19 protein-coding genes are annotated in these 23,105 nt (G+C 72.7%); 17 read left to right on the top strand and 2 right to left on the bottom strand.

Annotation, left to right across the window (positions count from 1 at the left end; genetic code table 11):
- Positions 1 to 93 precede the first annotated feature (93 nt).
- From ADK86_RS26390 to ADK86_RS26365, 6 genes are all read left to right on the top strand, one after another.
- Positions 94 to 768, top strand: coding sequence for a type II secretion system F family protein (locus ADK86_RS26390; RefSeq protein ID WP_063789093.1), 675 nt, complete (start codon positions 94 to 96; stop codon positions 766 to 768).
- A gap of 310 nt (positions 769 to 1,078) precedes the next feature.
- A complete protein-coding gene (locus ADK86_RS45450) occupies positions 1,079 to 1,606 on the top strand; it encodes a type II secretion system F family protein (protein WP_324611419.1) in 528 nt (175 codons plus the stop codon).
- A gap of 133 nt (positions 1,607 to 1,739) precedes the next feature.
- On the top strand, positions 1,740 to 1,925 hold the full coding sequence (locus ADK86_RS26380) for a DUF4244 domain-containing protein (protein ID WP_053698845.1): 186 nt from the start codon (positions 1,740 to 1,742) through the stop codon (positions 1,923 to 1,925).
- Complete coding sequence (locus tag ADK86_RS26375) at positions 1,918 to 2,307, top strand: TadE family type IV pilus minor pilin (RefSeq protein WP_053698844.1); 390 nt, start codon at positions 1,918 to 1,920, stop codon at positions 2,305 to 2,307. Before ADK86_RS26380 ends, ADK86_RS26375 begins: the two co-directional genes overlap by 8 nt.
- Before the next feature lie 22 nt (positions 2,308 to 2,329).
- Positions 2,330 to 2,668: an Rv3654c family TadE-like protein gene (locus ADK86_RS26370; RefSeq protein ID WP_234346041.1), complete on the top strand. Its 339-nt coding sequence runs from the start codon at positions 2,330 to 2,332 to the stop codon at positions 2,666 to 2,668.
- Positions 2,669 to 2,822: 154 nt separating this feature from the next.
- Positions 2,823 to 3,122, top strand: a complete 300-nt coding sequence (locus tag ADK86_RS26365; protein ID WP_053698842.1) for a cupin domain-containing protein — start codon at positions 2,823 to 2,825, stop codon at positions 3,120 to 3,122.
- Positions 3,123 to 3,192: 70 nt separating this feature from the next.
- Here the strand turns inward: ADK86_RS26365 and ADK86_RS26360 are convergent, their stop codons facing one another.
- Positions 3,193 to 5,649 (bottom strand): DEAD/DEAH box helicase, encoded by a 2,457-nt coding sequence (locus ADK86_RS26360; protein ID WP_078952283.1) that lies wholly within the window; start codon positions 5,647 to 5,649, stop codon positions 3,193 to 3,195.
- Positions 5,650 to 5,704: 55 nt separating this feature from the next.
- On the opposite strand from ADK86_RS26360, the gene bldG reads away from it, so the two are divergent.
- From bldG to ADK86_RS26325, 7 genes are all read left to right on the top strand, one after another.
- Positions 5,705 to 6,046, top strand: a complete 342-nt coding sequence (gene bldG, locus ADK86_RS26355) for an anti-sigma factor antagonist BldG (protein WP_004571875.1) — start codon at positions 5,705 to 5,707, stop codon at positions 6,044 to 6,046.
- A 108-nt stretch (positions 6,047 to 6,154) separates the two neighbouring features.
- The gene (locus ADK86_RS26350) at positions 6,155 to 6,628 is read left to right on the top strand and encodes an ATP-binding protein (protein ID WP_053698840.1); all 474 of its coding nucleotides are present in this window, start codon (positions 6,155 to 6,157) and stop codon (positions 6,626 to 6,628) included.
- A 936-nt stretch (positions 6,629 to 7,564) separates the two neighbouring features.
- Entirely contained in the window at positions 7,565 to 9,961 is a 2,397-nt protein-coding gene (locus ADK86_RS26345) for a sodium-translocating pyrophosphatase (RefSeq protein ID WP_053698839.1), read from the top strand.
- A 204-nt stretch (positions 9,962 to 10,165) separates the two neighbouring features.
- A complete protein-coding gene (locus tag ADK86_RS26340) occupies positions 10,166 to 10,747 on the top strand; it encodes a hypothetical protein (protein ID WP_053698838.1) in 582 nt (193 codons plus the stop codon).
- A gap of 547 nt (positions 10,748 to 11,294) precedes the next feature.
- Entirely contained in the window at positions 11,295 to 12,839 is a 1,545-nt protein-coding gene (locus tag ADK86_RS26335) for a DUF7059 domain-containing protein (protein ID WP_053698837.1), read from the top strand.
- 122 nt (positions 12,840 to 12,961) lie between these two features.
- Positions 12,962 to 13,153, top strand: a complete 192-nt coding sequence (locus ADK86_RS26330; protein WP_004571870.1) for a hypothetical protein — start codon at positions 12,962 to 12,964, stop codon at positions 13,151 to 13,153.
- 411 nt (positions 13,154 to 13,564) lie between these two features.
- Positions 13,565 to 13,966, top strand: coding sequence for a hypothetical protein (locus ADK86_RS26325; RefSeq protein ID WP_053698836.1), 402 nt, complete (start codon positions 13,565 to 13,567; stop codon positions 13,964 to 13,966).
- A gap of 119 nt (positions 13,967 to 14,085) precedes the next feature.
- Here the strand turns inward: ADK86_RS26325 and ADK86_RS26320 are convergent, their stop codons facing one another.
- Positions 14,086 to 14,520 (bottom strand): DUF2752 domain-containing protein, encoded by a 435-nt coding sequence (locus ADK86_RS26320; RefSeq protein WP_199834470.1) that lies wholly within the window; start codon positions 14,518 to 14,520, stop codon positions 14,086 to 14,088.
- Between the two features lie 528 nt (positions 14,521 to 15,048).
- On the opposite strand from ADK86_RS26320, the gene topA reads away from it, so the two are divergent.
- The 4 genes from topA to ADK86_RS26295 all read left to right on the top strand — a co-directional run bounded on the left by topA (position 15,049) and on the right by ADK86_RS26295 (position 22,997).
- The gene (topA, locus tag ADK86_RS26310) at positions 15,049 to 17,910 is read left to right on the top strand and encodes a type I DNA topoisomerase (RefSeq protein WP_053698835.1); all 2,862 of its coding nucleotides are present in this window, start codon (positions 15,049 to 15,051) and stop codon (positions 17,908 to 17,910) included.
- Between the two features lie 50 nt (positions 17,911 to 17,960).
- Complete coding sequence (locus ADK86_RS26305; RefSeq protein ID WP_053698834.1) at positions 17,961 to 18,185, top strand: hypothetical protein; 225 nt, start codon at positions 17,961 to 17,963, stop codon at positions 18,183 to 18,185.
- A 121-nt stretch (positions 18,186 to 18,306) separates the two neighbouring features.
- A complete protein-coding gene (gene tmk / locus ADK86_RS26300) occupies positions 18,307 to 21,534 on the top strand; it encodes a dTMP kinase (protein ID WP_053698833.1) in 3,228 nt (1,075 codons plus the stop codon).
- Positions 21,535 to 21,767: 233 nt separating this feature from the next.
- On the top strand, positions 21,768 to 22,997 hold the full coding sequence (locus ADK86_RS26295) for a DNA polymerase III subunit delta' (RefSeq protein ID WP_053698832.1): 1,230 nt from the start codon (positions 21,768 to 21,770) through the stop codon (positions 22,995 to 22,997).
- Positions 22,998 to 23,105: the final 108 nt, after the last annotated feature.

Here is a 23,105-nt window from a genome sequence, read left to right as displayed (position 1 = left end):
CAGGCCCGGCGTTGGGGTTACCGAACGGCCTTCCGGTGCATCCGGGGTCGAAGTGCGGGTGAGTCGAGCGAGAACCCCCGTACCCACTGGGAGTTGTGGTGCGTACCCATCGGCATCGTCGTCGGCGTACTGAGCGGGTCGGTGCTGCCGGTGGTCGGCGCCGTGGTGTCGACGGCCCTGATCCGGCGCCGGTTGCGGGCCCGTGAACGAGAGCGGGAGCGGGAGCGCCGGGGCGACGCGGTGATCGAGCTGTGTGAGGCGGTGGCGGGCGAGTTGCGGGCCGGCCGCCAGCCCGGTCATGCGCTCGTGGCGACCGGCGCCGAGGGCTTCGGCGAGGCGGGTACGGCAGTGGTGGCGGCGGCGCGGTTCGGCGGTGATGTGCCACGGGCCTTACGGGCGGCGGCGCGGTTGCCCGGTGCGGAAGGGCTGGCCGGTGTGGCGGCGTGCTGGCAGGTGGCGGTGGACGGCGGTGCCGGACTGGCTGCCGGGCTGGACCGCATCGCATCGGGCCTCAGGGCGCAGCGCGACCAAAGCGACGACCTGCGGGCCCAGTTGGCCGGGCCACGTGCAACAGCGCTGATGCTCGCGCTCCTGCCGGCCGGCGGTCTCGCGCTGGGCAGCGCGCTGGGCGCGGACCCGCTCCGGGTGCTGTTGCACACCCCCGCCGGGTGGGCGTGCTTGCTGGTCGGCGGCCTTCTGGAGTGGTGCGGCGTGGCCTGGACGGCTCGCATCATCAGGGCCGCGGAGGGGAGTGGACATGTCCATTGACGCTCTCCGGGGGCCCATCGGGGGTGGCGATGTCCCGAACGTTATCCACAGCCTGGGGATTGTTCTGTCGATTCTCGTCGCCGGGGCGTGCGTGCTCTTGGCCGTACGGGAGTGCCACGGCGTACGGACTGCCCGGCGACGGGCCTGGGCGTTACTGGACGACGGGTTCGGGGAGCGGCCTTGGCCACCGCCTCGGTCTCTGCCTCGGTCTTTGTTTGGGGACCGGGCTCGAAGGTGGTTCCGGGAGTGGGCGAGGGGCGCGGTGGTTGCGGTGGGCGTGGCCATTGTCGTCGGTGGAGCGGCCGGGGTTGTGATCGGACTCGCCGTGGCGTACGGGGTCGGCCTACGGCAGCGTCGTGCGAAGGCGCGGGCGGCGCGGCGGGCGGCGGAGGCGGGCCTGCGCGCGGCGCTGGCACCGGCGGCGGACCTGCTGGCCGCGTGCCTCGCGGCGGGCGCCGGGCCGAGAGAAGCCGCCGATGCGGTGGGGCGGTCGGTGGACGGCACGGTTGGCGTACGGCTGCGACGGGTGGCCGCCGAACTCCGGCTGGGCGCAGAGCCATCGGCGGCGTGGCGGCTGTTCGGGGAACTCCCCGGCGCCCGTGATCTGACCCGCTGCATGGAGCGGGCGGGCATATCCGGAGTCCCGGCCGTAGAGGGCGTCGCGCGGATCGCCGCGGGGCTCCGCGCGGCGGCGCACCGTACAGCTGCGGAACGTGCGCGGCGGGCGGCGGTGTTGGTCACGTTTCCGCTGGCGGCGTGCTTCTTGCCCGCGTTTCTGGTGATGGGCGTGGCGCCCGTGCTGATCGGGCTGGCGGGAGGGCTCATGGCGCATAGCTGAACGGATGGCCCGAGTCATATCCACACCAACATCTCAGACCGACCAATTCTCTTAGCACGCAAACAAGGGGGAAATGATGTCCGTACGACGGTGGTTGACGCGTGGCGCAGCGATGGCCGGACGCGCCAGGGGAATGGCCTCAGCCCTGGCCTTCCGGCGCGGGTACGCGGCGGATCGGGGCATGACCACGGCGGAGTATGCCGTGGGGACGCTGGCGGCGTGTGCCGCCGCGGCCGTGCTCTACAAGGTGCTGTCGGGCGGCGCGGTGGAAGCGGCGTTGCGCTCGGTGATCGGGAAGGCCCTCGGCGTCGATGTCTGACGACGAGCGCGACGAGAGGCACGTGCGGTGCGGGAAGCCCGTACGCGACGCGGGATACGCAACGGCCGAAGCCGCCCTGGTGATCCCGGCCTTGGTCCTGTTCACGGGGGCGCTCCTGTGGGGTCTGATGGCCGCGTGCGCGCAGATCCAGTGCGTGGACGCGGCGCGGGCCGGAGCGCGGGCGGCGGCCCGGTCGGAGACGCCGGCGACCGTCGACGCGGTGGCCCGTGGCGCGGCCCCACAGGGTGCGCGGGTGGCGCAGTCACGGAAGGGCGACCTGGTGCAGGTACGCGTGACCGCGGCGGCGCCCGGCCCGGGGGCGCTCGCGCTGACGCTTCGAGGGGAGGCGACGGCTCTTGCGGAGGACACGGTGGGGCGATGAGGGCTCGGCCACGGTATGGACGGTGTGCGCGGCGATGGCGCTGTGCACGGTGTTCGCGGTGGTGATCGCCATGGCGCAGGTGGTCGTGGCGCGTCACCGGGCGGGCGCGGCGGCGGACTTGGCGGCGCTGGCCGCGGCGGACCGGGCGCTCCAGAGCACGACGGCGGCCTGCGGAGCCGCGCGCCGGGTGGTGGCCGCCCAGGACGCGCATCTGGTGCGGTGCACCGTACGGGGCGACATCGCGGACGTCACGGCACGCGCCCGTACCGGACCGTTCACCTCGGACATCCGCGCCCGCGCGGGTCCGCCCACGGCCCTGGGCACAGAGCCCATACCCGGCGGCGACGCCCCCGGCACCTGAACCATCCCGACTGCCCCTCCGGTCCGGCCCGAGGAGGTTTTACCGAACGGTCGACCACCCGTCGTCCCTGCTCGCCTAGCGTTCAGGCATCCACTGAACGCGACGTGCGGGCCCCTCCGGACAGGACCGGAGGGGCCCGTTGGGGAGGCATACCGTGACGGCGATCGACGTACGGAAGGCGGCGGATGCGCTGCCGGGGGCCTGGAGTTCCCGGTCCCTGGGGCGGGTGGGCGCGGCCGACGTGAAGGTACTGCGCATGAACGAGGTGCCGGGAGAGGAGGAGGCCCATGACACGGCCGAGGTGCTGTTCGTGCTCGACGGCAGGTTGGAGCTGACGGTGGACGGCGCGGCCGTGTCCGTAAGGCAGGGCGAGATGTACGTGATGCCGGCGGGCGCGCGGCACGCGGTCCGCGCCGGGAGCCGCGGCACCTTGGTGATCGTCGAGGCTGGTTGAGGCCGCGTGCGCGTCGCGTCGCGAACCGACGTGATCCGATCCGACGTGACCCGACCCGAGCGCCAGTCCCTCAGCCACCCTCCGCAGGCCGTCGCGGCGCATGCCTCAGGAGTTCGGTCAGGAGGCGGACGGCGCCCCGTTTGTGGAGGGGGTCGTTGCCGTTGCCGCACTTGGGGGACTGGATGCAGGACGGGCAGCCGGCCTCGCACTCGCAGGAGGCGATGGCCTTGCGGGTGGCGGCGAGCCATTCGGGGGCGGTGTGGAAGGCGCGTTCGGCGAAGCCCGCGCCGCCCGGGTGGCCGTCGTAGACGAAGACGGTGGGCAGGAGCGTGTCGGGGTGCAGCGGGAGGGACACACCGCCGATGTCCCAGCGGTCGCAGGTGGCGAAGAGCGGCAGCAGCCCGATGGAGGCGTGTTCGGCCGCGTGCAGGGCGCCGCCGAGCTGTTCCGGGTTCACCCGGGCCGCGTCGAGCTGGTCCTCGGTGACGGTCCACCACACGGCCCGGGTGCGCAGCGTACGGGGCGGCAGGTCGAGCTTGGTCTCGCCCAGCACCTCGCCGGTGATGAGCCGGCGGCGCAGGTAGGAGACGACCTGGTTGGTGACCTCGACCGAGCCGAAGCACAGCCGTGAGTCGCCCCAGGGGATCTCCGTCTCGGTCTCCAGGATGGAGACGGCGGTGGTGTCGCGGGCGGTCGTCGAATACGGCGGGTCGGCCTCCTCGACGAGGGCCACGTCGTCTTCCAGGTCCAGGTGCTTGACCAGGTACGTACGGCCCTGGTGCAGGTGGACGGCGCCGTCGTGGACGGTGGTGTGCGCGGCGGCCGCGTCCACCGTGCCCAGCAGCCGGCCGGTGCCCGCCTCCACGATCTGTACGGGCGAGCCGCCCTGGCCCCTGATGTCCGCGAGATCGGCGGCCCGCTCGCGGCGGGTCCAGTGCCACGCCTTGGCGCGGCGGCGCAGCAGCTTGCGCGCCTCCAAGGAGGGCAGGATGTGCGGCACGGCCGGGCCGAAGAGCGGGAAGTCGTCCTCGGTGAGCGGGAGTTCGGCGGCTGCGGCGCACAGGTGCGGGGCGAGCACGTACGGGTTGTCCGGATCCAGGACGGTGGATTCCACGGGCTGGTCGAACAGCGCCTCGGGGTGGTGCACCAGGTAGGTGTCCAGCGGGTCGTCCCGGGCGACGAGGACCGCGAGCGCACCCTGCCCACTGCGTCCCGCGCGCCCGGCCTGCTGCCACAGGGAGGCGCGGGTGCCCGGATATCCGGCGATCAGGACCGCGTCCAGGCCGGAGACGTCCACGCCCAGCTCCAGGGCCGTGGTGGCGGCCAGGCCGAGCAGGTCACCGGTGTGCAGCGCGCGCTCCAGGGCGCGCCGCTCCTCGGGCAGATAGCCGCCCCGGTATGCGGCCACCCGACTCGCCAGCGCCCGGTCGATCGCCCCCAGCCGCTCCTGCGTGATGAGGGCGATCAGCTCGGCGCCGCGCCGGGACCGTACGAAGGCGACGGTGCGTACGTCCTGGAGGGCGAGGTCGGTCAGCAGGTCGGCGGTTTCGGCGGTGGCGGTACGGCGTACGGGGGCGCCCTGTTCGCCGTGCAGTTCCGTCAGCGGCGGTTCCCACAGGGCGAACACGACCTCGCCGCGCGGCGAGGTGTCCTCCGTGACCTCGGCCACAGGCTGCCCGATGAGCCGCTCGGCCGCCTGCGCCGGCTCGGCGGCGGTGGCCGAGGCCAGCAGGAAGACCGGCTCGGCCCCGTACCGGGCGCAGATCCGCCGCAGACGGCGTATGACCTGTGCCACGTGGGAGCCGAAGACGCCCCGGTAACTGTGGCACTCGTCGATGACGACGTACTTCAGGGCGCGCAGGAAGGACGACCAGCGGGGGTGGGCCGGGAGGATGCCCAGATGCAGCATGTCGGGGTTGGTGAGCACGTAGTTGCCGTACTGGCGTACCCATTCGCGTTCCTCGACCGGCGTGTCCCCGTCGTACACGGCGGGCCGCACCGCGCTGCCCAGCGGCGCCGCCAGCTCGCCGACGGCGCGCCGCTGGTCGGCGGCGAGCGCCTTGGTGGGCGCCAGGTACAGGGCCGTGGCGCCGCGCCCGTTCGGGGCCTCGGAACCCTCCAGGAGGCCGGAGAGCACCGGCACCAGATAGGCGAGCGATTTGCCGGACGCGGTACCGGTGGCGATGACGACCGACTCGCCGCGCAGCGCGTGCTCGACCGTACGGGCCTGATGCGTCCACGGGCGCTCGATCCCGGCCGCGCGGACGGCGTCGGCCACCTCCGGACGGATCCGTGCGGGCCATTCCGCATGGCTGCCGATGCGCGGGGGCAAGTGCTCCGTATGAGTGATGCGCGTAGCGCGGGACGCCCCCTGGGTGAGACGGTCCAGGACCGTGCGCGGGGAGGGTCTGGTGCCCCCGTCCGGGGGCAGCTGATTGGAGGCCATCGGCACCGAGTGTGTCACCGGTGTGACGGACAATGCGCACAAGGCGTCGTGCACGCCTGCTGGTAAGTGATTGAATGCCATCGCGGCTGCCGATCCATGGGGGGCGACCGCTCGATAGCAAGGTGCTGGAGGATCCGTGGACCTGTCCCTGTCGACCCGGACCGTTGGCGACCGTACGGTCGTCGAGGTCGGTGGCGAGATTGATGTATACACCGCGCCCAAGCTGCGTGAGCAGCTGGTCGAGCTCGTGAACGACGGAAGCTACCACCTCGTGGTCGACATGGAGCGTGTCGACTTTCTGGACTCCACGGGGCTCGGTGTGCTGGTCGGCGGGCTGAAGCGGGTGCGGGCCCACGAGGGCTCGCTGCGCCTGGTCTGCAACCAGGAGCGCATTTTGAAGATCTTCCGTATTACCGGACTGACCAAGGTGTTCCCGATCCACACCTCGGTCGACGAAGCCGTCGCGGCCACCGACTGACGGCTCGCCGGGCCCCGCGCCGAGGGCGCGGGGTCGGAAGCAGTGGGGGGAACCGGGCTTGGCGGTCCGGCCCCCTGCGTTGCACGCCCGCATACCGAGGGGGATGGCATGGCCACCGTCGAACTCCGCTTCAGCGCCCTTCCCGAGCACGTCCGCACCGCGCGACTGGTCGCGGCTGCCGTGGCGAGGCGGGCCGGCGTGGACGAGGCCGTGCTGGACGAGGTTCGGCTCGCCGTCGGTGAGGCGTGCACCCGTGCGGTGGGACTGCACCGCACCAACAACATCGCGGCGCCGGTACGGGTCGCCCTGGTCGAGGACGAGAAGAAGTTCTCCATCGAGGTGGGCGACGAGGTCCCGGGCAGCCCGGCAGGTGCCGGTGCGGTGCCCGGCGTCCGCGGCGCCGACGGCGAGCCGCTGACCGGCGGGCCCTCACTGGACAACGGTGACGGGGCGGAGGGCGACGACGAGATGGGCCTCGCGGTCATCAGCGGGCTGGTCGACGACGTCGAGGTGACCTCGGGCGATACCGGCGGCGTCATCCGCATGAGCTGGCCGACCACGCCGGCGCCGGTGCTGCCGTAGGGCATGCGGGGCTCCGGCGGACACGGCTGCTCCCGCAGAGCCGCGCCACAGAGCTGACCTCGTACGGCGCCGACGGCCTTCCGGCACCCCTCGTACGCGACCATCCCGTACGCCTCCCGTACCCCCTGAACGCGCCCCCGCGCCCCCATTCAGCCCTACGCACCCCACCTCTTTCGTGGCGCTTGTCGCGGCGGGTCCGGGCCTGCTCGAAACGCGCTCTCCGCAGCGCGGCCGCCCTCACCTCGCGCACCCCTCTCTTCAGGCCACATCCGCACACCCGTGCCCAGGGAGCCCCGCGGACTCCACGGACCCACAGGTCCCGCGCACCGGCCGCCTCCGCCTCCCCACCCGGCCGTACCGGGCGTACGGTCCGCCGTCGCCCGGGACCCGCGTGGCCCCTACCGGAGTGCGTACTTCCGTGGCAGTACGAGGGCGCCCGGCCCGCCTGCGGCGCCCGCCGCACGCGCACCGCCGCCGGGCCCCGTCCGCCGTACCGCCGCCACCCCGCCGGACGGCCGGGCCCACACCTACGCCCGAGCGCGCCCCCGAGCCGCCCGGTGCGCGCCGCCCGGCCGCGGTCCGCGCCGGAGCCGTCCGTACCCCTTCCCGCGCCCGTCCGCGGCTGCCGTGAGCAGGGGCGTTAGGTAAGACCCTGAGATCATCATTCACTTGTCAGCGAATTATTCGCATTCATTCGTCCAGGCGAATTGCGGCAAACGCGTCAGCGGCCACCAGATTTTCGATCTTCGCTGCTTCTTCGCCTGATCTCTGTCCGATCTCCGCCCGTTCTTCGAACGATCTCGGCCGCGACCGGCGAATTCCCTTTGAGGCGCCCTGTTTTGATCTCGTGCCGCTACCTACAATCCGTCCACACCTTTGCTCAGTTCGCCTGAGCGTGCATCCGCGCGCCCATGTGCCAAACGTCAAGGAGGACGAATGGCGGGGCCTTACACCCCTCAGTTGCTGGAACATCCCTCTTACCTGGCCGAGCCATCGCTGACGTCGGGCAACCGCGGCATCGTGCTGGTGATCGCCGTCGTGGCGCTCGCGGCACTGGCCGTCGCGGCGGTACTGGTGCGGCAAGTGCTCGCCGCCGGTGAGGGCACCGACAGCATGAAGAAGATCGCCGCCGCCGTGCAGGAAGGCGCGAATGCCTATCTCGCGCGGCAGTTGCGCACCCTCGGCGTTTTCGCCGTGGTGGTGTTCTTCCTGCTCATGCTGCTCCCCGCGGACAACTGGACGCAGCGCGCCGGGCGCAGCGTCTTCTTCTTGATCGGCGCCGGTTTCTCGGCCGCCACCGGCTATATCGGGATGTGGCTGGCGGTCCGCAGCAATGTGCGGGTCGCCGCGGCGGCCCGGGAAGCCACGCCGGGCGAGGGCGAGGCGAAAAAGGATCTCACCGCCGTCGCGCACAAGGCCATGAAGATCGCTTTCCGTACGGGCGGCGTCGTCGGCATGTTCACCGTGGGGCTCGGCCTGCTGGGCGCGTCCTGTGTGGTGCTCGTCTACGCGGTCGATGCGCCCAAGGTCCTGGAGGGCTTCGGCCTCGGCGCCGCGCTGATCGCCATGTTCATGCGTGTCGGCGGCGGCATCTTCACCAAGGCGGCGGACGTCGGCGCCGACCTCGTCGGCAAGGTCGAGCAGGGCATCCCCGAGGACGACCCGCGCAACGCCGCGACCATCGCGGACAACGTCGGCGACAACGTGGGCGACTGCGCCGGCATGGCCGCCGACCTCTTCGAGTCGTACGCCGTGACGCTGGTCGCCGCCCTCATCCTGGGCATGGCCGCCTTCGGCGACTCGGGCCTGGCCTTCCCGCTGCTGGTCCCGGCCATCGGCGTGCTCACGGCGATGATCGGCATCTTCGTGGTGGCGCCCCGGCGCTCCGACCGCAGCGGCATGACCGCCATCAACCGCGGCTTCTTCATCTCCGCGGCGATCTCGCTGGTCCTCGTGGCGATCGCGGTCTTCACGTACCTGCCGTCCTCCTACGCGGACCTGTCCGGCGTCTCGGACCCCGCGATCCTGGGCCGCAGCGGCGACCCGCGGATGCTGGCGCTGGTGGCGGTCGCCATCGGCATCGTGCTGGCCGCGCTCATCCAGCAGCTCACCGGCTACTTCACGGAGACCAGCCGGCGCCCCGTACGGGACATCGGCAAGACCTCACTGACCGGCCCGGCGACGGTGGTGCTCTCCGGGATCTCGATCGGTCTGGAGTCCGCGGTCTACTCCGCGGTGCTGATCGGCCTGGCCGTGTACGGCGCGTTCCTGCTGGGCGGCGCCTCGATCATGCTGGCGCTGTTCGCGGTGGCGCTGGCCGGCACCGGCCTGCTGACCACCGTCGGCGTCATCGTCGCGATGGACACCTTCGGCCCGGTCTCCGACAACGCCCAGGGCATCGCCGAGATGTCCGGCGACGTCACCGGCGACGGCGCACAGGTTCTCACCGACCTCGACGCCGTCGGCAACACCACCAAGGCCATCACCAAGGGCATCGCCATCGCCACCGCGGTGCTGGCCGCGGCGGCGCTGTTCGGCTCGTACCGCGACGCGATCGCCAAGGCCGTACGGGAGGTCGGCGACGCCGCGCAGGGCATGGGCCTGAGCCTGGACATCTCGCAGCCGAACAACCTGGTGGGCCTGGTGCTGGGCGCCTCGGTCGTCTTCCTCTTCTCGGGGCTGGCGATCAACGCGGTGTCCCGGTCGGCGGGCTCGGTCGTCTTCGAGGTGCGCCGGCAGTTCCGCGAGAAGCCGGGGATCATGGACTACACGGAGCAGCCCGAGTACGGGCGTGTCGTGGACATCTGCACCAAGGACGCGCTGCGCGAACTGGCCACGCCCGGCCTGCTGGCGGTGCTCACCCCGATGGCTGTCGGTTTCTCGCTGGGCGTCGGCGCGCTCGGCTCGTTCCTCGCCGGCGCGATCGGCACCGGCACCCTGATGGCGGTCTTCCTCGCCAACTCCGGCGGCGCCTGGGACAACGCGAAGAAGCTGGTCGAGGACGGCCACCACGGCGGCAAGGGCAGCGAGGCGCACGCCGCGACCGTCATCGGCGACACGGTCGGCGACCCGTTCAAGGACACCGCGGGCCCCGCGATCAACCCGCTGCTGAAGGTCATGAACCTGGTGGCGCTGCTGATCGCGCCGGCCGTGGTGAAGTTCAGCTACGGCGCGGACAAGAACGTCGGCGTACGGATCGTGGTCGCCGTGCTGGCCGTCACGATCATCGTCGGCGCGGTGTACCTCTCCAAGCGCCGCGGCATCGCGGTGGGTGACGAAGACAACAGCTCGGGGAAGGTGGCGCAGACCGCCGACCCCGCGGTGGTCTCCTGACGGAACCGGCGTCCGCGCCGCTCAACGGGCGGGCGGACGGCGTGCCTTGAGTACGCCGTCCGCCCGCTCTGCCGTGTGCCCGGCCGCGGTCCCGGCCTTGGTGCAAATGGCTGCAATGCGGGTCGTACGGCCCGACCGGCTCGGGGCCGGGGGCCTTCGGACGTGTATGTTCCGGGGCCGAGAGCCATGGAAGGGACCAATCCGGTGAAGAAGAAGCTTGTGGCCGCGCTGTCCGGCGGCGCGGCACTGATGCTCGCGCTGACCGGCTGCAGCGACGACGGCGACAAAAAGCTCGACGACTGGGCCAAGAAGTTCTGCGACCCCGCCCAGGCCCAGTTCAAGAAGATCCAGGACGCCAACACGGCCATGCAGACGGCCGACAGCGGCGGCACCGACTCCAAGAAGGTGCAGGAGGCCGACTCCAAGGCGTTCCAGCAGATCTCCGACGCCTACGCGGCACTGGCCAAGTCGCTGAGCCAGGCGGGCGCGCCGCCCGCCGACGGCGGCGAGGAGTCGCAGAAGAACGCCGTCAAGGAGCTCAACGACCTGTCCAAGGGCTACGGCGATCTCAAGAAGCAGGTCGACGGGCTGGACACGGGCGACAAGGGCAAGTTCGCGGACGGCCTGCGGTCGCTGTCGGACGGCATCAACAAGCTCAACAAGAAGAGCGAACAGGCGTTCAAGAAGCTGGAGTCCGGGGACGTCGGCAAGGCGATGGCCGGGCAGTCCGGCTGCCAGAACCAGAAGGCCACGGAAGGCGCCGGCTCGGTCTCGCCGAAGAAGTAGGCCGCGCCGGCCACCGCGCGCGGGGTGCGGCCGACACGCCGTCAGGGGCTGTCGGGGCGTCGGCCCCCCGGCGCGCCGGGTGCGGGCGGACTGCGGCTACCGCGCGCCGGGTACGGCGTCACGCCGTCGGGTACGGACGGACAGCGGCCTCTCCGTCGCTCGGGGCACGGCGACGCGCCGTCGGGTGCGGGTGGATCGTCGCCGCCGCGCGCCGAGCCCGGCGTCACGCCGTTGGATACGGGCGGACCGTTTGCCACCGCGCCCTGGACGCGGCCGACACGCCGTCCGGGGCTGTCGGGGCATCGCCCCCCCACGCGCGTCGGGTACGGCGTCACGCCGTCGGGTACGGGCGGATCGTCGCCGCCGCGCGCCGGACACGGCGACGCGCCGTCGGGTACGGGCGGACCGCCGCCACCGCGCCCCGGACGCGGCCGACACGCCGTCAGGTGCGGCGGGGCCGCGTCCGACGCGCCGTCGGGTGTGACCGGGTGGCCGCGGTACGGTGGGGCCGTGGCCGTTTGTCAGTGGTTGCCCCGACAATGGGGGCGTGAGTACGCACCTCCCCACCGCTGACCTTCGAGACCCCGATTCCGCCGCCCGCACGGCCCGGCTGCGCGACGCGCTGCGGGCCGCCGGGTTCACCGCCGACGGCCTCCTGGAGCTGCTCGGCGCGCCCGCCTACGCCGCGCTGGCCCGCAGCGAGACCGTCCCGGCGCTCCGCGCCACCCGCGGCACGGACGCGCCGGCCACCCTGGTGCGCCTGTTCCTGCTCCAGCGCCCGGTGCCGTACGACCGCGCGGCCGCCGCGCTGCCGGTCGAGGACTGCCTCGCCGACGGCTGGCTGGTGCGCGACGGCGACGAGGTCCGCGCGAGCGTGGACGTACGCCCGTACGGCGGCCCCGACGGCCAGGACTGGTGGATCGTCTCCGACCTGGGGTGCGCGGTCGGCGGCGCGGGCGGCATCCGGGCCGCCGAGGAGGCCGCGGGCGTGGACCGCGCGCAGCTGGTCCTCGGCGTCGGCGGCGCGTCCACCACCCTCGCCGGCATCACGGTCCGCACCCCCGTCGCCAAGGTCCTCGACCTCGGCACCGGCTCCGGCATCCAGGCGCTGCACGCCTCCGCGTACGCCACCCAGGTCACGGCCACGGACCTGAACCCGCGCGCGTTGCGGATCGCCCGCCTCACGCTGGCCCTGTCCGGGGCGCCCGAGGCGGACCTGCGCGAGGGCTCGCTGTTCGAGCCGGTGGAGGAAGAGACGTACGACCTGATCGTCTCCAACCCGCCCTTCGTGATCTCGCCGGGCGCCCGGCTGACCTACCGCGACGGCGGCATGGGCGGCGACGACCTGTGCCGCACCCTGGTCCAGCAGGCGGCGGCCCACCTGAACGACGGCGGGTACTGCCAGCTCCTCGCCAACTGGCAGCACGTCGAGGGCGAGGACTGGCGCGACCGGCTGCGCTCCTGGGTGCCGCGCGGCTGCGACGCGTGGATCGTGCAGCGCGAGGTCCAGGACGTCACGCAGTACGCCGAGCTGTGGCTGCGGGACGCCGGCGACCACCGTACGAGCCCCGAGGAGTACGCCGCGCGCTACGACGCCTGGCTGGAGGAGTTCGAGGCCCGTAAGACCAAGGCCGTCGGCTTCGGGTGGATCACCCTGCGCAAGTCCGGCACCGAGGCCCCCTCGATCACGGTCGAGGAGTGGCCGCACCCGGTCGAGCAGCCGCTGGGCGCCGCGGTCGTCGACCACTTCGCCCGCCAGGACTATCTGCGCGAGACGGACGACGCGGCGCTGCTGGCCGCGCACTTCCGGCTCGCCCCCGAGGTCGTGCAGGAGCAGGTCGGGCTGCCCGGCGCGGAGGACCCGGAGCATGTCGTCCTCCGGCAGAACCGCGGCATGCGGCGCGCCACGAAGGTGGACACGGTCGGCGCGGGCTTCGCCGGGGTGTGCGACGGCTCGCTGCCCGCCGGGCGCATCCTGGACGCGATCGCCCAACTGATGGGCGAGGACCCGGTGTTGCTCCGCGACCGCACCCCCGAGGCCATCCGGATGCTGGTCGAACAGGGCTTCCTGGAGCCGGTCGGACAGGGCTGACGGCGAGCGGGGGCGGGACGGGGGTGGCTCAGGGGGAGTGAGCGGAAGGCTTCGCGGCGGGCGGGCGGCGGCGTTCACCCGCTGTTCGCCGGTGCGCCGTCCGGAGGTGCCACGCTGCCCGCATGGAGAGTGGACCCGAGGCGTTCGCCGGTGTGGCCTTCGCGCTGTTCGGCGCCGGCCTGCTGGTGTGGACGGGCGTGTGCGTACGGTCCGGGGAGCGCGTCGCCGACGGGGTCAGCCGGTCGACCGGGGCGGCACTGACCCTGCTCTTCGGGACGCTCTTCCTGGTTACGGGGTGCTGGCTGCTGCTGTGAGGGGCGGAGGGCGCGGCGGTCGGCCGTTGTCGTGAGCGGTGCCTTTCCGATTGCTGCTGTGGGGGCGGATGCCGCAGTGGTTTGCCGCCGTCGTGGGCCGTTCCCGTCCGGTTGCTGCTGCGAGGGGCCGCTGCCGCAGTGGTCCGCCGCCGTCATGGTCCGTGCCCGCCTGGCTGCTGCTGTAGCGGGGGCTGCTGCTGCCGCTGTAGAACCAGGGCCGTCCGGGCCGTCGGCGCCGATACTGCCGTCCGGACGCCGATCTTTTCGTTGCGCGATCAACTGCATTACCGGTCACCGGTGTTCACTTCCGTCGCTTAAAAAATCTTATGCACGTGTGAGGCAACCGACACTGCCATCTACCCGTGTTCCTGTGTGAAGGCCATCAACCGGCCCAATAGGGAGGAACACGTAATGAACCGTGCATACCGCCTCGCCGCCGCAGGTGTTCTCAGCGCCGCTCTCGTCGCCGGAACCGCGGCTGCCGCCTCCGCCGCCCCGGCGGCCCCGACCGCCCACAGCGTCGCCGCCAAGGCCCCGCAGAAGGCCACCCTCACCGCCAAGGCGAGCACCGGTGCGGTCAAGGCGTGGCAGGACTTCCGTATCTCCGGCACCTCCAAGGGGCTGAAGGCGGGCACCAAGGTCACCGTCCAGCAGAAGCAGGGCGCCAAGTGGGTCTCGCTGCCCGCGAGCGTGAAGACCAACAAGGCCGGTGCCTACTCGCTCCACGTGAAGCTGGGCATCAAGGGCGTCAACCAGCTGCGCATGGCCGGCGGCGGCGTGGTCTCGCCGGTGTTCAAGGTCACGGTGCGCTGAGGCACGGCCCCAAGAGGCACGCCCCTCAAGGCACGGCCCCAAGAGGCACCGACCTGAATCGATACGCACGGTACGCCGGGCGCGCCGCTTCCCCCGCGGCGGCGCCCGGCGGCCTGTGTTCAGCCCGTGAGATTGCGCACGAGCATCCAGACCGCGGCGATCCCCAGGACGACGGCGTTGCCGCACGCCCCGAGGCGGGCCCGGAAGCGGCGCCCGCGCAGCCCCGCGTACAGCCATCGGCCGATCATGTACGCGGCGGCCGGCACGCCCAGGATCAGCAGGACGGCGTTGTCGTGGAAGGCCCCCACGAGGTCGCCGTGCATCAGGTCGTACGCCATGCGGGTCCCGCCGCACGCCGGGCACAGCAATCCGGTCGCCCAGCGGAACGGGCACGGGAGCAGCAGATGCCCCGGTTCATGCGGATTGGTGTGCCAGAGATACGCCGCGCCGAGAGCCCCGGCGCCGAAGGCGACGGCCGCGCGGCGAAGCGTCGCCTTCCGGATGGCGGCAGGGGAGGGGACGCCGTTCGCGGGAGGTCCGCCGGGTGCGCTCATCGGGGTGCTCACCGGATCGGCGACCTGGCGTAGTCGCCCTGATCCAGGACAAACATGACCGGCTCGGGCGATAGCCCCGCAACCCGCATGGCTTGATCGCGCCCCTCGCCGTCCGCCCGCTTCCGGACCCGCCCGGCCCGGCCGCGGCGACCTGCGCCGGGCCGCCCGCGCGACGGCTCCGCGTACTGCTTCGGCATCGTTGCGAGCACCCCCGGGAACGCTTGATGAGAACGGATACGGCCACCGTCCATCCTGCCAGCGCCGCCCGCCGCCAGGACCCCCCGCCCGGCCTGCGCCGCTCCGCTCCGTACGGCGGCCGTGCCGGGCCCGGCACGGGGCGCGTGTCCGGTCCGGGCGGCATGAAGGCATGTAGTCGGGTTACCGTTCGAGTGGCGTTGCGGGGTTTTTCCGTTTGACACGAGGGCGGGATGTACCGTCACACTCCGCAGCGTCAAGCGTCACCGCAGTGTCCCCCAGAGCTCCGGCCCGGGGGGTTACCCCCAGCGTCGACCGGAGAGAAGAGCGAAGTTGTCCCCGACCAGCGAGACCGCACAGGGCGGCGGCCGCCGACTCGTCATCGTCGAGTCGCCTGCCAAGGCGAAGACGATCAAGGGCTACCTCGGCCCCGGCTACGTGGTCGAGGCCAGCGTCGGGCACATCCGCGACCTCCCGAACGGCGCGGCGGAGGTCCCGGCGAAGTACAAGGGCGAGCCCTGGGCCCGCCTCGGCGTGAATGTGGACGCCGACTTCCAGCCGATCTACGTCGTCAACAGTGACAAGAAGGACCAGGTCAAGAAGCTCAAGGAGCTGCTGGCCGAGTCCGACGAACTCTTCCTCGCCACCGATGAGGACCGCGAGGGCGAGGCCATCGCCTGGCACCTCCAGGAGATCCTCAAGCCCAAGGTCCCGGTCCACCGGATGGTCTTCCACGAGATCACCAAGGACGCGATCCGGGCCGCCGTCGCCAACCCGCGCGAGCTGAACCAGAAGCTGGTCGACGCCCAGGAGACCCGCCGCATCCTCGACCGCCTCTACGGCTACGAGGTCTCGCCGGTCCTGTGGAAGAAGGTCATGCCGCGGCTGTCGGCCGGCCGTGTGCAGTCGGTGGCCACCCGCCTCGTCGTCGAGCGGGAGCGCGAGCGCATCGCCTTCCGCTCCGCCGAGTACTGGGACCTGACCGGCACCTTCTCCACCGGCCGCGCCGGCGACCCGAGCGACCCCGCGACCCTGGCCGCCCGCCTGTCCACGGTCGACGGCCGCCGCGTCGCCCAGGGCCGCGACTTCGGCCCCAACGGGCAGCTGAAGAACGCCGACGTCCTCCACCTGGACGAGGCCAACGCCCGCGCGCTGGCCGCCGCCCTGGAGAACACCGAGTTCGCCGTCCGGTCGGTCGAGTCCAAGCCGTACCGGCGCTCCCCGTACGCCCCGTTCCGTACGACCACGCTCCAGCAGGAGGCCAGCCGCAAGCTGGGCTTCGGTGCCAAGGCCACCATGCAGGTGGCGCAGAAGCTGTACGAGAACGGCTTCATCACCTATATGCGTACGGACTCCACGACGCTCTCGGACACCGCGATCTCCGCGGCCCGTGCCCAGGTCACGCAGCTGTACGGCGCCTCCTACCTGCCGGACAAGCCGCGCTCGTACGCCGGCAAGGTCAAGAACGCGCAGGAGGCGCACGAGGCGATCCGGCCTTCGGGCGATCGTTTCCGCACCCCGGCGGAGACCGGTCTGACCGGTGACCAGTTCCGGCTGTACGAGCTGATCTGGAAGCGCACCGTCGCCTCCCAGATGAAGGACGCGACCGGGAACTCCGTCACCGTCAAGATCGGCGGCCGGGCGAGCGACGGCCGCGACGCCGAGTTCAGCGCCTCCGGCAAGACCATCACCTTCCACGGCTTCCTCAAGGCGTACGTGGAAGGCGCCGACGACCCGAACGCCGAGCTCGACGACCGCGAGCGGCGGCTGCCGCAGGTCGCCGAGGGCGACCGGCTGTCCGCCGAGGAGATCACCGCCGACGGCCACGCCACCAAGCCCCCGGCCCGCTACACCGAAGCGACGCTGGTCAAGGAGCTGGAAGAGCGCGAGATCGGCCGCCCGTCGACCTACGCGTCGATCATCGGCACGATCCTGGACCGCGGCTACGTCTTCAAGAAGGGCACCGCCCTGGTGCCGTCCTTCCTGAGCTTCGCCGTCGTCAACCTCCTGGAGAAGCACTTCGGGCGGCTCGTCGACTACGACTTCACCGCCAAGATGGAGGACGACCTCGACCGCATCGCCCGCGGCGAGGCCCAGGCCGTGCCGTGGCTGCGCCGCTTCTACTTCGGCGAGGGCGAGGCGGCCGGCGCCGCCTCCGAGGCCGGCAACGGCGACGGCGACCACCTCGGCGGCCTGAAGGAGCTGGTCACCGACCTCGGTGCGATCGACGCCCGCGAGGTGTCCTCCTTCCCGGTCGGCAACGGCATCGTGCTGCGCGTGGGCCGCTACGGCCCGTACGTGGAGCGCGGCGAGAAGGACGCCGAGGGCCACCAGCGCGCCGACGTGCCGGACGACCTGGCGCCCGACGAACTGACGGTGGAGTACGCCGAGGAGCTGCTGGCCAAGCCCAGCGGCGACTTCGAGCTGGGCACCGACCCGGAGACCGGCCACCAGATCGTCGCCAAGGACGGCCGCTACGGCCCGTACGTGACCGAGATCCTGCCCGAGGGCACCCCGAAGACCGGCAAGAACGCGGTCAAGCCGCGCACCGCCTCGCTCTTCAAGTCGATGTCCCTGGACACCGTCACCCTCGCCGACGCGCTCAAGCTGATGTCGCTGCCGCGGGTGGTCGGCAAGGACCCCGAGGGCGTCGAGATCACCGCGCAGAACGGCCGCTACGGCCCGTATCTGAAGAAGGGCACGGACTCGCGCTCCCTGGAGAGCGAGGACCAGATCTTCGACATCACCCTGGAGCAGGCCCTCGCCATCTACGCGCAGCCCAAGCAGCGCGGCCGGGCCGCCGCCAAGCCGCCGCTGAAGGAGCTGGGCACCGACCCGGTCAGCGAGCGTCCGGTCGTCGTCAAGGACGGCCGCTTCGGCCCGTACGTGACGGACGGCGAGACCAACGCGACCCTGCGCCGGGACGACGACGTCGAGACGATCACGCCCGAGCGCGGGTACGAGCTGCTGGCCGAAAAGCGCGCCAAGGGCCCGGCCAAGAAGAAGACCGCCAAGAAGGCCCCGGCCAAGAAGACGACGGCCAAGAAGACCGCCGCCAAGAAGGCCCCGGCGAAGAAGACGGCCGCCAAGAAGACGACGACCGCGAAGAAGACCACGTCGGCGAAGAAGACGACCGCCGCGAAGAAGACCACGGCGGCGGCCGCGAAGAAGGCGGCTGAGAGCGTGGAGAGCTGAGCGGGGGGAGCACGACGGCGTACCGCGTCACCTACACCGTCGATGCGGAGGTGACGGCGGACGCCCTCCCGCCCGAGCGGCGTGGCCTGCTCGAACGCGGGCTGGCCAAGCTGGCGCTCGACCCGTACCACAGAGCTACGGCTCACATCGGCACGTATGAGGACAACCGCAAGGCCCAGGTGGCGCCGGGTCTCCTCATCGAGTACGTCGTCGCACGCGGCCTGATCGTCGTCATGACGATCGAGGTCTTCGACGACGTGCTGCTCGACGACTAGGGCGTTCGCGACGGTCCTCCACCGGTTCTCTATGGAGATCGGCCGGGAGCGCCCTGAACCCACCCGTCCGTGTGTTCGGGTGGAAGCTGGACCTGTCATATCCGGCCGATAGGCTGGCGGAATGACGCGTGCCGAGCTCCCTACGGTCGTGACCCCCACATCCGGCGCCCTCGTCGCGGACTCCCGCGAGCGCGCCGTGCGAGCCCTGCTCCGCTTCCCCCCACTGAAGCGGCTCTGGAGCGCACAGTTCGTCGGGGCGATCGGCGATGCCCTTGCCCTGCTGGTGCTCGTACTGCTCTCGCTGCAAGCGGCGCTGTACGTTCCCTCCGGCGGCCAGGCGGCCTTCGGCGGCGGCTATCGGGGCGCGGCCCTGGCCGTCGCCGCCGTCTTCGCGGCCCGGATGCTGGCCACCCTGCTCTCCGGGGCGGTGCTGCTGGGCCCGCTGTCCGCGCTGACCGCGCCGTCGGGCCCGCTGGACCGGCGCTGGACCATGATCGGCGCGGACGGGCTGCGGCTGGCGCTGCTGGTCGTGGCCCCGCTGTGGATCGACTGGACGCCGGGCAGCGCGCTGATCTGGCTGCTGGTGACGGTCTTCGTCACCGGCGTGGCCGAGCGCTTCTGGACCGTCGCCCGGGAGAGCGCTGCGCCCGGACTGCTGCCCGCGCCCCCCGCCGAGGGCACGGCCGTCCGCCCTCTGCCGGACAACCTGGACGCGCTGCGCCGCCTGTCGCTGCGTACTGCTTTCGTGTCCCTCCCGCTGGCCGCCGCCGGGCTGATCGTCGTCACGCTCATCACCAGGCTGCTGGCCAACGGCATCGAATGGTTCGCCGGCCACCAGGCCGCGCTCGCCTCGTACGTGGCCTCCGGCCTCTTCGCCGCATCCATCTCGATCCTGTACTTCCTCGAACTTCCCGGTACGCAGACCCCGCGCCCCCGCTCGCCCCTGGAGGGCCTGCGCCGCCCGAAGACCGAAACGGGCGCCGACCGGGGCCGTACGGGCGCCGTACCGCTGCTGGTGCTGGCCTGCGCGGCGGTGGCCGGCGCGATCGCCGCGGCCGTCTCGGTGGCGGTCCTGCACGCCGGTGACCTCGGCGGCGGCCCGGCCGCCTTCGGGCTGCTGGTGCTCGGCCTGAGCGCCGGACCGGTCGCGGGCATCCGCGGCGCGCACAAGGTGCTGCCCGCGCTGTCCCGGCGCCGCCTGCTGGCCCTCGCGGTGGCCGTCACGGGCCTGGCGCTGCTGGCGGCCGGGCTGGTCCCGGACACCACGACGGTCGTCCTGCTGATGCTGCTCGCCGGAGTGGCGGCCGGCATCGCGGCCAACACCGGGCACACCCTGCTCGACCAGGAGACCGAAGAGGCCCGTACCGCCCGTACGACCGAGCACCTGCACGCGGTCGTCCGGCTCGTCGTCGCGCTGGCCGTCATCGTCGCCCCGCTGCTGGCCGGGGCCATCGGCCCGCACCACCTCGCGGGCGACCGGAACGTCTTCTCGCACGGCGGCGCGGCCTTCACGCTGATGCTGGTCGGCGCGCTGCTGCTGCCGGTCGCCGCATGGGTGCTCGGCAAGGTGGACGACCGCTCGGGCGTCCCCCTCGGGCGCGACCTGCGCGAGGCGCTGCGCGGCGGCGACCCGGACCAGGCACCGGCCCCCACCGGCTTCTTCATCGCCCTGGAGGGCGGCGACGGGGCCGGCAAGTCGACGCAGGTCCAGGCGCTGGCGGAGTGGATCCGCGGCAAGGGCCACGAGGTCGTGGTGACCCGCGAGCCGGGCGCCACCGCCATCGGCAAGCGCCTGCGGTCCATCATTCTCGACGTGTCCACCTCGGGCCTGTCGGACCGCGCGGAGGCGCTGATGTTCGCCGCCGACCGCGCCGAGCACGTCAACAGCGTGATCCGCCCGGCGCTGGAGCGCGGCGCCGTCGTCATCACCGACCGGTACATCGACTCCTCCGTCGCCTACCAGGGCGCGGGCCGCAACCTCGCCCCCACCGAGATCGCCCGCATCTCCCGCTGGGCCACCGACGGCCTCGTACCGCACCTGACCGTGCTCCTCGACGTCTCCCCGGAGACCGCCCGCGAGCGCTTCACCGAGGCCCCGGACCGGATGGAGTCCGAGCCCGCGGAGTTCCACCAGCGGGTGCGCTCCGGCTTCCTGACCCTGGCCGCCGCCGACCCGGCGCGCTACTTGGTCGTCGACGCGGGCCAGGAGCCCGAGGCCGTCACCACCGTCGTACGGCACCGTCTCGACCAGGTCCTGCCGATGTCCGAGGCCGAGATCAAGGCCCAGGAGGAGGCCCGCAAGGCGGCCGAGGAGGAAGCCCGGCGCAAGGCCGAGGAAGAGGCCGCGCGCAAGGCCGAGGAGGAGCGCAAGGAGCGCGAGCGGCAGGAACAGCTCGCCAAGCTGCGCGCCGAGGAGGAAGAGCGCAAGCGCCGCGAGATCGAGGAGGCCAAGGCCCGCGAGGCCGCCCGCCAGGCGGAGGAGGCGCGGCAGCGCGCCGAGGAGGCCCGTAAGGCCGCCGAGGAGGAGCGCCGTCGGCGGGAGGCCGAGGAGCGCGCGCGGCAGGAGGAGCAGGAGCGGCTGCGCAAGCGCGCCGAGGAGGAGGAGCGGCTGCGCAAGGAGGCCGAGGAACGCCGCCTGGAGAAGCAGCGCAAGGCCGAGGAGGCGCTGCTGCGCGCTGAGCAGGCCCGGCTTGAGGCGGCGGCCGAGGCGGAGGCCAAGGCCAAGGCCGATGCGGAAGCGCGCGCCAAGGAAGAGGCGGAGGCCGCGCGCAGGGCCGAGGAAGAGGCCGCACGGGCGGCGGAGGCCGCGGAGGCGCCCACTGCGGAGACGCCGATGGCGGGACTGGAGCGGCAGACCCGTACGTCGTCCCAGTCCCAGCCCCAGGACCAGTCCCAGCCCTCGTCCGCGTCCTCGGATGCCGAGGAGACCGCGGTGCTGCCGCAGCACCGGGACGTGCCGGGGGCCTCCGACGAGACCGCGGTGCTGCCGCCCGTACGGCCCGAGGCCCACGACAGCTGGCAGGAGCGCGAACGGGCGCGGCGCGGGGACGACCCGGCGGACCGCGTACCGGAATGGATGTTCCGCAAGGAGGAGGGCGGCCGTACGGACCGACGCGACGCCCGTACGGACGCGCGCGGCGACTCCGGGACGTCCGGCGTGGAGCGTACGCGCGAGCTGCCGCAGATCGACCCGGCCACCGGGGAGCCGGTGGAGCCCGCGCCGCGCCGCCGCCCGGCGTGGGCGGAGGAGACCCCGCTGGACGACCTGCCGACGCTGGCCGACGAACTCCTCGGCCCGCGCGAGGACGAGGACGAGCGGGGCCGTGGCCGGCGGGGGCGTCGGGGCTGACGCCCGCGTACCGGCGGGGCGGCGGGTGAGGTGAACGGAGCGGGCCCCGGCAGCAGCGAAGCAACGCGGCTGCCGGGGCCCGGCCCGTTGACCGGGACGTCCGGGCTGTCAGTGGGAGCCCCCACAATGGAACCAGCGCGGGGCGCAAGGCGACGGCACGGGCGGTACGGGCGTGTAAGGCCGGTACAGCCAGTACAGCCAGTACGGACAGGACAGGAACGGCGGGCAGCGACATGGCGGTGTGGGACGACGTGGTCGGGCAGGAACGCCTGATCGAGCAGCTCGCAGCGGCCGCACGCGACGCGGACGCGCTGGTCACGGCCGAAGGCGCGGCCGTGGACGGCACCGACCCGATAGCCCGGTCCGGTACGTCCAAGATGACGCACGCCTGGCTGTTCACCGGCCCGCCCGGCTCCGGCCGAGCCACCGCCGCGCGCGCCTTCGCCGCCGCCCTCCAGTGCGTCAGCCCGGACCGCGCCCTCGGCGGCGCCCCCGGCTGCGGCTTCTGCGAGGGCTGCCACACGAGCCTGGTGGGCACCCACGCCGACGTGGAGGTCGTCCGTACGGACCTGCTCTCGATCGGTGTGAAGGAGACCCGCGACCTGGTCCGCCGCTCCTCCATGTCCCCGTCGGGCGGCCGCTGGCAGGTGATCGTCCTGGAGGACGCCGACCGCCTCACCGAAGGCGCGGGCAACGTCCTCCTCAAGGCCGTCGAGGAGCCCGCTCCCCGTACGGTCTGGCTGCTGTGCGCCCCCTCCATCGAGGACGTGCTGCCCACCATCCGCTCCCGCTGCCGGCACGTGACCCTGCGTACGCCGCCGGTCGCCGCCGTCGCCGACGTCCTGGTCCGCCGGGACGGCATCGAGCCGGAGGCCGCCGCTGCCGCCGCGCGGGCCACCCAGGGCCACATCGACCGGGCCCGCCGTCTGGCCACCGACGAACGGGCCCGCGCCCGGCGCAACGCGGTCCTCAAACTCCCCCTGCGCGTGGACGACATCGGCGGCTGCCTCAAGGGCGCCCAGGAGCTGATCGACGCCGCGACGGAGGACGCCAAGCAGGTCGCCGAAGAGGTGGACGCCAAGGAGACGGAGGAACTGCGCGCCGCGCTCGGCGCCGCCGCCGGCACGGGCGGCCGCCTGCCGCGCGGCACCGCGGGCGCCATGAAGGAGCTCCAGGACAAGCAGAAGCGCCGCTCCACCCGCACCCAGCGCGACAGCCTCGACCTGGCCCTGACCGACCTCACCGGCTTCTACCGCGACGTCCTCGCCGTCCAGCTGAACTCCACTGTCCCCCTCGCCAACGACGAGGTCCGCGACAGCATCCGCCGTATCGCCGCCTCCTCCACCCCCGAACGCACCCTGCGCCGGATAGAGGCCGTCATCGCCTGCCGCCAGGCCCTGGACCGCAACGTGGCCCCGCTGCTGGCGGTGGAGGCGATGACGGCGGCGTTGCGGAAGGGGTGAGGGCTTCGTAGGGGGACGCGGCTGTATGGAGGGGGGAGGGGGGCCGTACGGAGGGGACGGCCGTACGCGAGGGGGCGGCCGTACGGAGGGGGGCGAGCCGATCCGTAC

It is taken from the genome of Streptomyces sp. NRRL F-5755 (assembly GCF_001279365.1).
Lineage (GTDB): Bacteria > Actinomycetota > Actinomycetes > Streptomycetales > Streptomycetaceae > Streptomyces > Streptomyces rimosus.
The sequence above is the reverse complement of the archived record's forward strand: the minus strand, read 5'-3'. Positions and strand labels throughout refer to the sequence as shown.